Genomic DNA, 11796 nt, shown 5'->3' on the forward strand with positions numbered 1-11796 from the left:
AATGGTCAGCCGTGTCCGGCGGCGCTGGCCAGTTCCTTCGTCAGATCGCCGTAGCCGGTCGAGCGGCGCTCATAGGCGAGGCCGAGCATTTTCGCGGCCTTTTCGGCGACCTTGTCGAGTTCCGGATCGTCGGTCTGGGCGATATAGACCAGCTTCTGGTAGTTGCCGAAATAGTCCTTGATGAGCTCCGGATGCCTGTCGAGGCCGAGCGGCTTCATGAAGAAGGCGTCGAACTGCCGGCACAGGAAGTCGGTCATGTAGAACGACATCATGTCGTCGTCGGCGATTTTCGCATAGGCGTCCATGCCCTGGTAGAAGGCAAAGCAATGCGGCCCGGCCATGCGCTCGACGCCATGCTTCTCGCAGATACGGTCAAGCAGGCCGCCGGTGCCGCAATCGGCGTAACCGACGAAGATGTTGCTGTAGCCGTCCGCCTTGGCGTTTTCGATCGCCTTGTCCATGGCCGGCGCGATGCGGTCCGGGTAGAAATGGAACTCCGCCGGCAAGCAGGTCAGGTCGAGATGGTCGAGCCGCAACTGTTCCTTGACGGCCAGAATTTCGCGCGCAATCATCCCGCAAGCGATGACGAGCAGCCTGTCACCTTGATCGGGTTGTAGTTTTCGCATGGCGCCCATAGAAGCGGTTTCGTTGCTATTGGTTTCGATTCTATCGAACGAGGGAGACACCGTCCATGAGACTGTTGCGCCTGACACCCGTCGCCATTCTCGCTTGCGCCCTGGCGCTTTCAGCCTGCGCCAACACCATTCGCGGCGTCGGCAGGGACGTCAAATCGACAGCCAACGCGGTCGAGGATACGGTCCAAAATCCCTGATCTCGCGGATATCAACAAGGCGCATCGCTATCGAGAAAGTTCAAGCGATGCGCGTTAAGTCCTTGTAACATATAGGAACAACAAAGCCGCGCCGCAAGGCGTGGTTCGGTCTGCTGTCCATGCGCGTTCGCGGAGATGGGCCGAAGCGCAGGCTTGGGTGTCCACCTCTCCGCAATTCCCTATCGTCACGGCAGGCACAAAAAGTTGACTTTTCGAATGCGGGACATGCCGGTAGTCTTTCCCTGTATCTCAACAACGAAGCTAGGAGCATAGAATGAAGACCGCTCTCTTAGTTGTCGCCGCTCTGGGCCTTTCAGTATCCGGCGCCGCAGCGGAATGTGTCGGCCACAACAAAACGACGGCTTCCGTAGATCAGCAAACCAAAGCTGCAAGCGTAAATCAGCAAACCACAGTCGCAAGCGTCGCGAATACAACCGCCGACACGCCGATCCTGAAAAAGGAAGAGGCGAAAGAGTCTGAATAGGCGATTCGATCCGCTGCGCGGATCGCTGTTGCTTGTTGAAGTCTTGACATGCCGGCGCTACGCGGCGCCTCGTCTGCAAGAGCATAAGTACGGGCTCCGTACTTATGCTCTTGTGTCCTCCTCGTCAGCTCAGGCCGAAGCGCGGACGTTGTGCTTGCGCTTCATGAAATTCTTGGCGGTTTCGACTGCCACGGCCGCGTCGCGGCAATAGGCGTCGGCGCCGACGGCCTTGCCGAATTCCTCGTTGAGCGGGGCGCCGCCGACCAGCACGACGTAGTCGTCGCGGATGCCCTTTTCCTTCATCGTGTCGATGACGACCTTCATGTAGGGCATGGTCGTCGTCAGCAGCGCCGACATGCCGATGATGTCAGGCTGGTGCTGTTCGATGGCGTCGAGATATTTTTCCACCGCATTGTTGATGCCGAGGTCGATGACGTCGAAGCCGGCGCCCTCCATCATCATGCCGACAAGGTTCTTGCCGATATCGTGGATGTCGCCCTTGACGGTGCCGATCACCATCTTGCCCTGCTTCGGCGCGCCGGTGGCGACAAGCAGCGGACGCAGGATGAACATGCCCGCCTTCATCGCGTTGGCCGACAACAGCACTTCCGGCACGAACAGGATGCCGTCGCGAAAATCCTCGCCGACGATGCGCATGCCTTCGACCAGTGCCTCGGTCAGCACCTTGTAAGGCGCCCAGCCGCGCTCGAGAAGGATGTTGGTGCCTTCCTCGATCTCCTCCTTCAGCCCGTCATAAAGGTCGTCGTGCATCTGCTGCACGAGTTCGTCGTCGGAAAGCTCGGAAAGGATGATCTCGTCGTCGGCCATTTTTAATCCAGCTCCTTGCCGCACAGATGCAATTGCGGGGCCTCAAATATCACGTCAATACCTAACCCGCTACAGGCTTGCGTCCATAGCTGATTTGCGACTTCCCGCAAAAGGAAAGCGACTGCAAATCTATTGGAATTCTTGTCGATTTTGCGACAGGCGTTGGCGCTGGCGGGCCGTTTCGAATAGGGTGCATGACTACGATCCCGCCAGAAGCCGCGATATGCGGCCGTAATAATTGTGCCAGAACAAAAGTCAGGGAAGAACGATCATGAGTGAGAACGCGCCGGTCGACCAGGAAGCGTCAAACGCGCGGCGCGGGCGCGCCGCCAGTGGTGGTGCCGCTGCCCGGCGGGCGGCGCGGTCGGGTGGCGGCCCCGGCACCCAGCTCACCTACATCAAGCGCAAGATCAACGTCTATGAGGTGCTGGACGAGGAAGGGCTGGCGCTGATCGAGAAGAACACCGACACGGTGCTCGAGGAGATCGGCATCATCTTTCGCGACGACGCCGAGGCGCTGCAGCTGTGGAAAGAGGCCGGCGCGGACGTCAAGGGCGAGCGCGTGCACTTCCCGAAGGGGCTCTGCCGCTCACTTCTAAAGACCGCGCCGTCCGTCTACACCCAGCATGCCCGCAATGCCGAACGTTCGGTGCAGATTGGTGGCAACGCCACGGTCTTCGCACCGGTCTACGGCCCGCCCTTCGTGCGCGACCTCGACGGCGTCAGGCGCTATGCGACGATCGAGGATTTCCGCAATTTCGTGAAGCTCGCCTATATGGCGCCGTCGATCCACCATTCGGGCGGCACGGTGTGCGAGCCGGTCGACGTGCCGGTCAACAAGCGCCATCTCGACATGATCTACAGCCACATCAAATATTCGGACAAGCCGTTCATGGGCTCGGTCACCGCGCCGGAGCGCGCCGAAGACACGGTGGCGATGGCCAAGATCGTGTTCGGCGACGATTTCGTCGAGAACAACACGGTGCTGACCAGCCTGATCAACGCCAATTCGCCGATGGTGTTCGACGAGACCATGCTGGGGGCGCTGAAAGTCTATTCGCGCCACAACCAGGCCTGTATCGTCACGCCGTTCATCCTCGCCGGCGCAATGAGCCCGGTGACGGTCGCTGGCACGCTGACCCAGGTCCTGGCCGAAGTGCTGGCTGGCGCGTCGTTCACACAGCTGATCCGGCCGGGCGCACCGGTGCTGTTCGGCACCTTCGCCTCATCGATCTCGATGCAGTCTGGCGCGCCGACCTTCGGCACGCCGGAGCCGTCACTGGTTTCCTATGGCGCGGCGCAGCTCGCGCGCCGGCTTGGCCTGCCGTTCCGCACCGGCGGTTCGCTCTGCGCCTCCAAAATCCCGGACGCGCAGGCGGCCTATGAGAGCGCCAACACGCTGAACTCGACGATCCTCGCCGGCACCAATTTCGTGCTGCACTCGGCCGGCTGGCTCGAGGGCGGGCTCGCTTCCTGCTACGAAAAGTTCATGATGGACATCGACCAGCTCGGCATGACGCAGAAGTTTTCTGAAGGCGTCGACCTGTCGGAAAACGGCCAGGCGATGGACGCCATCCGCCAGGTCGGCCCGGGCAGCCATTATCTCGGCTGTGACCACACCCAGGCCAATTTCCAGACCGCCTTCTACCGTTCCAGCATTGCCGACAACAATTCCTACGAGCAGTGGCTGGCCGAAGGCGAAAAAACCGCGCCGCAGCGCGCCAATGAACTCGCCCGCCGCTGGCTGGAAAGCTACGAGGCGCCGCATCTCGATCAGGGCATCGACGACGGGCTGAAGGATTTTATCGCCAGCAAGAAGGCGTCGATGGCCGACGCCTTCACCTGAAAGGAGCCCGAGTCAGGCGGGGCTAAAGTCGCCAACATCATCCACAAGGAAGTCTGGCGGAGCGCCTTCTCCGAGCCGGACAGGAAGGGATGATCCTTGAGCGCAGCATGGTCGAAGATATAGCGGCGGCGCTTTCCGCCCACGGCCTCATCCTGCGCGGCGGCTTCAATTTTGCAGGCGGTGAGGAAACACCCTCCGGTCTCTCCGGAGCTGCCGGCAGATCCGTCCTGCTGGTGGGGCAGGCGGGCGCCGCGCCGTGGCCGCATTTTCTGCGCTGGCGGGAAGGCCAATCGCAAACTGTTGCCGATCCGCTCGATGCATGGTCGCGCGAAGTGATCGGCGCTGTGGCGAAGACATTCGGCGCGCGCGCCGTGTCGCCGTCCGACAGACCGTATCTGCCGTTCCAGCAATGGGCGATGCAGGCGGAGGGTCTGAAACCGTCGCCGCTCGGCATCCTCATGCATCCGCAATACGGGCTCTGGCACGCCTATCGCGGCGCGCTGCTGTTCGAGGACGAGATTGCGTTTGGGGAAACTCGCGAAGTGGTTCACCTTTGCGATGCATGTGTTGACAAACCCTGCCTGAAATCCTGTCCGGTCGATGCCTATTCTGCGGATGGTTTCGCGCACAAGACCTGTCTGGCGCATGTGCGTGGGCACAACGGCGCGCCTTGCCGAACCGGCGGCTGTCTCGACCGCAACGCCTGTCCCTACGGCACGGCCTATCGCTATCCGCCACAGGTTCAAGCCTTCCACATGGTCGCGTTCGCGGGCTTGTAGCGTCGCCGAATGCCGCACGAAACTTGAACACCGCATTGCGACCCCGATTGCCCGCTCGTGGTCATCTGACCGCCCTGCAAAAAAATCCTTCCATCATCCCAAGGAATCGCCATTAGCCTTCGTCTAACACGCAAATGATGGCGATGATGCTGGATGAAAGCGAAGCCTCCGACGCCGAGCTGATCGGTCGTGCGAAGGGCGGTGACAGGGGGGCTTTCGGCAAATTGCTCGAAAGGCACTATGACTTCGTCTATCGCGCCGCCTATCGCTGGTGCGGGAAAAAGGCCGATGCCGAGGATATCGCCCAGGAAGTCTGCGTCCGGCTCGGCCGGGCGATCCGCGACTATCATGGCAGCGGCGCCTTCACCACCTGGCTCTACACCATGACGCTGAATGCGGCACGCGACATGATGCGCAAGAGCGTCCGCGAGGCGATCAAGACCGAAGCCTATGGGGCTTACGAGCTGATCTCGGGAGAGGCCCCGGCCGAGCCCGAAGATCCAGCCGAGGCGCTTTGGGCGGCGGTGCGGATGCTGCCGGACAAGCAGCGCGATGCAGTGCTGCTCGTCTATGGCGAAGGGCTGAGCCACGCACTCGCTTCCGAGGCGATGGGCATCTCGGAGACGACGGTTTCCTGGCACATCCATGAAGCGAAGAAACGGTTGAAGGCGCTCATGCTTTCAGCCGGGGAAGTGTGATCATGGTCGACGACAACCAACTCAACAGGCTGCGCGACATCGCAGCACCGGCACCCGGCAACGACGCGAAGGCGCGTGCCTTCGGGGCGGCCATGCGTGTCTACGACATGGGCGAAAAAACTTCACCTGCCGCCCAAGGATCGGCGAAAGAGCTTCGTCTCACAGAGCGAGCACAAAAGCTCTGGAGCGAAATCATGCAAAAGAAACTCTTCGCCACCCCGGCCATTGCCGGGCTCGTCGCCCTGCCGATCGCCGGATACGCCACGATCTATATGCTGCAGGAGCAGCCGTTCTATTCCGGTGGGGACGAGAAGATCGCTGAAACGCTGGCCGATAAACCAGCGGCTAAAGCGCCGGCAAGGCCGCTCACCGTAGCCGAGGCCGACAAGCGGAAGAAAGCCGATGCCGACGCCGAAAACCGCGTCGCAGCCGAGGCGCTTGTCGCGCCGGCATCGCCGCCGAAGCCACAATCGGCTGCCGGCGGCTTGGCGCAGCAGGACGCTCTGGCCCGCAATGTGGCGCCCAAGCCGGCACCTGTGCCGAAAGGTGAGTTCGCACAGGATGGTGGAGCTGCGCCGTCTGGCAGAGTGATGATGTCTGTATCTCCTCCGAAAGCCGACGGAGCTACGCAGCCTGGCCGCATGCAGGGCGCTGAATCCAAGCTGATGGTACAGCCGCAGGCCATGCCGGCCGACCAGATGCTGCCGGAGCAAAACCGCGACCGCGTCGGGGATTTCAAGAGCAATCCGGTGCGTGCCGCGCTCGAAGACCCGGTCTCGACCTTCTCGATCGATGTCGACACGGCCTCCTATTCCTTCGTGCGGCGCTCGCTCAGGGAAGGTGCTTTGCCGCAGGCCGACACGGTCCGCGTCGAGGAGATGATCAACTACTTTCCCTGTGACTGGAAAGGTCCGGACGTTGCCTCGACGCCGTTCAACTCGACCGTCAGCGTCATGCCGACGCCGTGGAACGAGCACACCAGGCTGATGCATGTCGCCATCAAGGGTTTCGACGCCAAGCCGGCCGAGCAGCCCAAGGCCAACCTGGTCTTCCTGATCGACGTGTCGGGCTCGATGAACGAGCAGGACAAGCTGCCGATCCTGCAGTCGGCCTTCCGGCTTCTGGTCAACAAATTGAAGCCCGACGACACGGTTTCGATCGTCACCTATGCGGGCAATGCCGGCACTGTACTGGAGCCGACGAAGGTTTCGGAGAAGGACAAGATCCTCAATGCCATCGACACGTTGGCGCCCGGCGGCAGCACGGCCGGCGAGGCAGGTATCAAGGAAGCTTATCGGCTGGCGCAGAAATCCTTCGTCAACGACGGCATCAACCGGGTGATGCTGGCCACGGACGGCGACTTCAATGTCGGCCAGACCGACGACGACGATCTGAAGCGGTTGATCGAAAAGGAACGCAAAACCGGGGTGTTCCTGTCGGTGTTCGGTTTCGGCCGCGGCAATCTGAACGATCAGATGATGCAGGCCATCGCCCAGAACGGCAACGGCACCGCCGCCTATATCGACACTTTGGCCGAGGCGGAGAAGGTGCTGGTCGAGGATGCGTCCTCGACGCTGTTCACCATCGCCAAGGACGTGAAGATCCAGGTCGAGTTCAACCCGCAAAAAGTCTCGGAATACCGGCTGATCGGCTACGAGACCCGCGCCTTGAACCGCGAGGATTTCAACAACGATCGCATCGACGCCGGCGAGATCGGTTCGGGGCATTCGGTTACCGCGATCTACGAGATCACGCCGAGGGACAGCGGCGGCGAGAAGATCGATCCGCTGCGCTACGGCCAGGCGTCCGTGAGCAATGGCGGCGTCGCCAATGCCGACGAATATGCCTTCGTCAAGATCCGCTACAAGCTGCCGAACGAGGATACCTCGAAGCTGATCACCACGCCGGTGACATCGGCCAACGAAGTTGCTGATTTCGACCGGGCCAGCACCGACCAGCGCTTCTCCGTTGCCGTCGCAGCTTTTGGCCAGAAGCTGCGCGACGAGGATGCGACCGCGAAGTTCGGCTACGACAAGATCATCGAGATTGCCACTGCCGCCCGTGGAGCCGATCCGTTTGGCTACCGCTCCGAGTTCCTCTCGCTGGTGCGCCTTGCCTCGGCGCTCGGCGGCAACAGGTAGTGGGTGTGACGGCCGGTTTTCCTCAGATGGGATCGTTCTGATACGGAAAACCGACCGATGGGCGGTGAGGCAGGCCGGCAGGGAAAACCTTGCCGGCCTTTTTCAATTGCGTCAGGCGCGGCTGCGCCGGCGCTCGCGGCGGGCTTCGCTGGTCTCGACGGTGTTGACCGTCGCCTGCTTGTTGCGCATCGGGCCGATGCGCTCGACGATTTTTTCGACGGTCGGGCGATCCGACCTTGTGTGCGCATCGAGTGCCTTGCGCATGGCGGCGAGGTGGGCGAACGAGGTGCCGCAGCAGCCACCGACGATTTTGGCGCCGGCATCGACGGCCAGCCTGACATAGTCGGCCATCAGTTCGGGGGTGCCGGAATAATGGATTTCGGCTCCGCGGAATTCCGGAATGCCGCAATTGCCCTTGACGATCACCGTCGCCTCCGGCTTCGCCTCGGTCATGTCGAGCAGTGAAGCGAGGATGTCGGAGGCGCCGACGCCGCAATTGGCGCCGACACCGAGCGGCGCCTGCGGCAGCCCATCGGCGACGCCATGGATGTCCTTCGGCAACAGCCCCATCATGGTGCGGCCGGCGGTGTCGAAGGAGCCGGTATAGGTATAGGGCAGGCCGACGCGGATCGCGGCTTCGGCTGCGGCGCGGATTTCGTCCGGCGCCGACATGGTCTCGATCCAGGCGACTTCGGCGCCGCCGGCCTTCAGGCCCTCGATCTGTTCGGCAAAGGCCTCGACCGCCTCGTCATAGGTCATGGCGCCGAGCGGCACCAGCAACTCGCCGGTCGGGCCGACCGAGCCCGCCACGATGACCTTGCGGCCTGCTTTATCGGCGACAGCGCGGGCGATCCCGGCGGCGCGCTTGTTCAGCGCATGCACGCGGTCTTGCGCATGGTGCAGCTTCAGCCGGTGGCGGGTGCCGCCGAAGGAGTTGGTCAGGATGATGTCGGCGCCGGCCTCGACGAAGTTCTGGTGCAGACTGGTGATGATGTCTGGCGCCGTCTCGTTCAGCAACTCTGGAGCCTCGCCGGCCTCGAGCCCCATGGCGAACAGATTGGTGCCGGTGGCGCCATCGGCGAGCAGAACGCCCTTTTCGGCAAGCAAAGCGTCAATTGGATTGGTCATTGGAAATTACGCCTTCCGGGATTCTTTGTCGAGATAAGGATATAAAGAAATCTTTATATGGCGTCAATGTTGGTGCAGGACGCAAGCCGTCAAAATCGCATTTCCGCCAGCCTTTGCGTGAAGCTGGCTGCTTCGTGCGCGTTGATATCGGCGGCGCGGATCAGATTGTCGAAATGGCTGGTCAGCGTGCGGACCGGCTGGGTCGCGTTCAGCACCAGATACATGTCGCCGACGTAGATGGCGGCGCGATAGGGCCCGAAGATGGTGTAGGGGATCGAATACCGCATCCGCCCGTCATAGAGAAACAGGCGGAAGGTGGGATAAAGGTCGTCGAGCAGCGTCGCCATGTGCAGAAGCTGCTGGTGGCGGGCGGCCTCAGGGAAACGGTCCCAGACGCCCAGACCGCGCGCAAAGATCTCCAGCGTGTGGCGCGGCATGCAGACTTCCATGTCGGTTTCCGGCCGCCGGTTGTAGTCGATGCGGTACTGCGTCTCGCCGGCCTGGGCCTCACGGCTCTTGTTGGTGATACCAGCCTCGTAATCGACGAGCGCTTCGGTGCGCAGAAGATCGGGAATGCCGGCCGGCACGTAACGGATTTTCGTGCCGGCGGCCTCCGCATGCCACCTGGCCAGCAGCGTGCGGTCGAAGCCGTCAGGCGCTTCCTCGATCTCCAGGCTCTCGCGGATTTCACCGGTGACGCCTTCGTCCTGGCTGAGGCCGAGCAGCCAGTCGAGCGACACTTTGAATTCGGCGGCGATGTTGAGCAGCGTTTCGGCGCGGGGCAGGCGTGTCGAGGTGCCGGACAGCAGCTGCGAAAGCGCCGAGCGGTCGATGCCCACCGCAGTCGCGAAAGCGGACTGGTTCAGATCCGATCGTGTCAGGAGCATTTTCAGGCGCTCCCGAAACACCGTCGACAGGTCGCGTTTGTCCATATCGTCATTCCAGCCATTGCGAGAAAAAAAATTCGCCGAACCCGCAAACGTGGCACTTTGGGCGTAAATTAATCCTCCAGTCTGTTTACAATAGATAACACATGCGGCTGAAAATGCGCAATCGCAACATTTTGTGCGCTTTGTCGCGTTGCAGCATCACGACGCTCCTGACACAATGCTGTCAGGAATCAAAACGGTTCCGGCGACTGGAAGGGCAGTGGTCGATCCATGACAAGCAGGAATAACAGACGACGCAAGGCACCGGCCATCGAATGGCCGACCGTCTTCCTCGCGTTTTTCTGCTACGGCACCTGGCTCGCAGCCGGCCTGTTCCTGTGGCCGTCCTATCCGCTGCTGGCGCTCGTCGTCCTGGCCCTGATGGCGGCGCTGCAATCCTCGCTGGCGCACGAAGTCCTGCACGGCCATCCAACCCGCAATACGCAGCTCAACGAAGCTTTCGTCTTCCTGCCGATTGGTCTTGTCTGGCCGTTCCGGCGGTTCAAGACCATTCATCTGCGCCATCATGCCGACGAACGGCTGACCGATCCGCTTGACGATCCTGAAAGCTACTACAAGGCGCTGTGGCACCATGACGAATTGCCGCCGGCGATGAAGTTCCTGCTGAAGATCAACAACACCATGATCGGCCGGCTCATTCTCGGCCCGTGGCTGTCGTGCAGCGGCTTCTTCATCGACGATGCCAGGCAGATGCTTGCCGGCGACAAGGTGATCCGCAAGGCATGGCTGCTGCACGCCATCGGCCTCGCCGTGGTGCTGCCGGTCGTGCAGTTCGGCTTCGGCATCCCGCTATGGCTCTACATCCTGGTGCCGGTGTGGCTGGGCCAGTCGCTGATCTCGATCCGCACCTTCGCCGAGCATCAGTGGTCGGAGCATCCGGAAGGCCGTACGGTGATCGTCGAACGTTCGCCGCTGTCGTTCCTGTTCCTCAACAACAATCTGCATTTCGTTCATCACAAGAGCCCGACGGTGGCCTGGTACCGGCTGCCGAAGCTGTTTCGCGAGCGCCGTGGCGAGTGGCTGCGGATGAACAATGGCTATGCCTATCCGAACTATTTCGCGCTGCTCAAGGCATATGCCTTCAAGGCCAAGGAGCCGATCGTCCACCCGGTGCTGCGGCGCACGCCGGAACCGGGCCGGGCGTTCAAGCCGCGCGTCAGGGCGCGCAGCCTCAATGGGCTTGGCAGTGCGCCGGTACCGGCCGAGCCGCCGAAAGAATGAATTTCTGGGTATTGCCGGCAGCGATGCCCAGGTGCGCGTCAATGGCCTCGTCAATTTTTCTCAGCGTAACGATCAAAGTCCCGGCATGAGCGATTTCGTTGCCGGCTTGCCGATGTACGACTGGTCTGAAATGCGGAGCGAGGTCGACGCCCAATGGGCGCGGCTGCGTGATGCCTTCCGGCAAAAAGGCATCGACGCGCCGCAGACCATCGCTCGCGTCAATGCCGATCTGCGGCCTGTGGAAGGCGGCATCCGCGACGCCGCCGGAAAGGTCATGGCGCCCGATCCGGCGACGCTGCCGCCGGACGAGTTGGATTTTTTCGGCCTCTGGCTGCATCCGGCGCTGCTGTTCGCACAGACCTGCTGGGGTCCGATGGAACTCGGGCTGGCGACGCATGTTCAACTGGTCGGCCAGCCGCGTTACGACGCGTTCGAGGGCGGGCAGGGTGAACTCTATTCGAGCGCGCTGGTGATGCGCGCAGGTGAAGCGCCAACGGTTGGCTCACCGTCCGACGGCAGCCCGCTCATCCCGCTCGATGTCCTGCGTGGCAAGCATTTTACCTTCAACAGCCTCGATTCCATGTCGGGCATTATCGCGCCGACGCGTGACCTGGAGGCGCTGGGCGAAAGCCTGGACATCTTCTCCGAGCGCAGCGAAAGCGGTGGCCACCGCGCCTCGATCGTCGCCATTGCCGAGGGCAAGGCCGATGTCGCGGCCATCGACTGCCAGAGCTGGGCCAATGCGCGGCGCTTCGAGCCGGCAGCGAAAGCGGTCACAGTCGTCGGCTGGACAAGGCGGCGCAAGGGCCTGCCGTTCATCACTGCCAGAACGACACCGGAAAAGATCGTGGAGGCGCTGCGCGAGGCGGTCGCGGCGACCGCATAAAAA

Annotated in this window: 12 protein-coding genes; 8 read left to right on the forward strand and 4 right to left on the reverse strand. The window is 62.0% G+C overall.

The genetic code is table 11. The features are described from left to right. Positions 1 to 5 precede the first annotated feature (5 nt). The gene (locus AC0L18_RS07345; RefSeq protein ID WP_473491321.1) at positions 6 to 635 is read right to left on the reverse strand and encodes a DUF1638 domain-containing protein; all 630 of its coding nucleotides are present in this window, start codon (positions 633 to 635) and stop codon (positions 6 to 8) included. 56 nt (positions 636 to 691) lie between these two features. Here AC0L18_RS07345 and AC0L18_RS07350 point away from each other — a divergent pair, with 56 nt between their 5' ends. Together AC0L18_RS07350 and AC0L18_RS07355 are read left to right on the forward strand one after the other, a co-directional pair. After that, entirely contained in the window at positions 692 to 832 is a 141-nt protein-coding gene (locus tag AC0L18_RS07350) for an EncA/B family entericidin (protein WP_473491323.1), read from the forward strand. A 274-nt stretch (positions 833 to 1106) separates the two neighbouring features. Beyond that, positions 1107 to 1316: a hypothetical protein gene (locus AC0L18_RS07355; RefSeq protein ID WP_473491325.1), complete on the forward strand. Its 210-nt coding sequence runs from the start codon at positions 1107 to 1109 to the stop codon at positions 1314 to 1316. A 129-nt stretch (positions 1317 to 1445) separates the two neighbouring features. Here AC0L18_RS07355 and AC0L18_RS07360 read toward each other — a convergent pair whose 3' ends face one another. Beyond that, complete coding sequence (locus tag AC0L18_RS07360) at positions 1446 to 2144, reverse strand: corrinoid protein (RefSeq protein ID WP_473491326.1); 699 nt, start codon at positions 2142 to 2144, stop codon at positions 1446 to 1448. A gap of 271 nt (positions 2145 to 2415) precedes the next feature. Here AC0L18_RS07360 and AC0L18_RS07365 point away from each other — a divergent pair, with 271 nt between their 5' ends. The 4 genes from AC0L18_RS07365 to AC0L18_RS07380 all read left to right on the forward strand — a co-directional run bounded on the left by AC0L18_RS07365 (position 2416) and on the right by AC0L18_RS07380 (position 7608). Beyond that, entirely contained in the window at positions 2416 to 3990 is a 1575-nt protein-coding gene (locus AC0L18_RS07365; RefSeq protein ID WP_473491328.1) for a trimethylamine methyltransferase family protein, read from the forward strand. Positions 3991 to 4079: 89 nt separating this feature from the next. Next, positions 4080 to 4769, forward strand: coding sequence for a hypothetical protein (locus AC0L18_RS07370; RefSeq protein ID WP_473491330.1), 690 nt, complete (start codon positions 4080 to 4082; stop codon positions 4767 to 4769). Between the two features lie 137 nt (positions 4770 to 4906). Further along, entirely contained in the window at positions 4907 to 5467 is a 561-nt protein-coding gene (locus AC0L18_RS07375; protein ID WP_287342793.1) for an RNA polymerase sigma factor, read from the forward strand. 2 nt (positions 5468 to 5469) lie between these two features. After that, complete coding sequence (locus AC0L18_RS07380) at positions 5470 to 7608, forward strand: vWA domain-containing protein (RefSeq protein WP_473491332.1); 2139 nt, start codon at positions 5470 to 5472, stop codon at positions 7606 to 7608. A gap of 111 nt (positions 7609 to 7719) precedes the next feature. On the opposite strand, the gene bmt is transcribed toward AC0L18_RS07380, so the two are convergent. Both bmt and AC0L18_RS07390 read right to left on the reverse strand, forming a co-directional pair. Then, positions 7720 to 8736, reverse strand: a complete 1017-nt coding sequence (gene bmt, locus AC0L18_RS07385) for a betaine--homocysteine S-methyltransferase (RefSeq protein ID WP_473491334.1) — start codon at positions 8734 to 8736, stop codon at positions 7720 to 7722. An 89-nt stretch (positions 8737 to 8825) separates the two neighbouring features. Next, on the reverse strand, positions 8826 to 9668 hold the full coding sequence (locus tag AC0L18_RS07390; RefSeq protein ID WP_473491335.1) for a helix-turn-helix domain-containing protein: 843 nt from the start codon (positions 9666 to 9668) through the stop codon (positions 8826 to 8828). 228 nt (positions 9669 to 9896) lie between these two features. Here AC0L18_RS07390 and AC0L18_RS07395 point away from each other — a divergent pair, with 228 nt between their 5' ends. Both AC0L18_RS07395 and AC0L18_RS07400 read left to right on the forward strand, forming a co-directional pair. Further along, complete coding sequence (locus AC0L18_RS07395; protein WP_473491337.1) at positions 9897 to 10907, forward strand: fatty acid desaturase; 1011 nt, start codon at positions 9897 to 9899, stop codon at positions 10905 to 10907. An 85-nt stretch (positions 10908 to 10992) separates the two neighbouring features. Next, positions 10993 to 11793: a phosphate/phosphite/phosphonate ABC transporter substrate-binding protein gene (locus AC0L18_RS07400; RefSeq protein WP_473491339.1), complete on the forward strand. Its 801-nt coding sequence runs from the start codon at positions 10993 to 10995 to the stop codon at positions 11791 to 11793. Positions 11794 to 11796: the final 3 nt, after the last annotated feature.

It is taken from the genome of Mesorhizobium sp. WSM4819 (assembly GCF_055811215.1).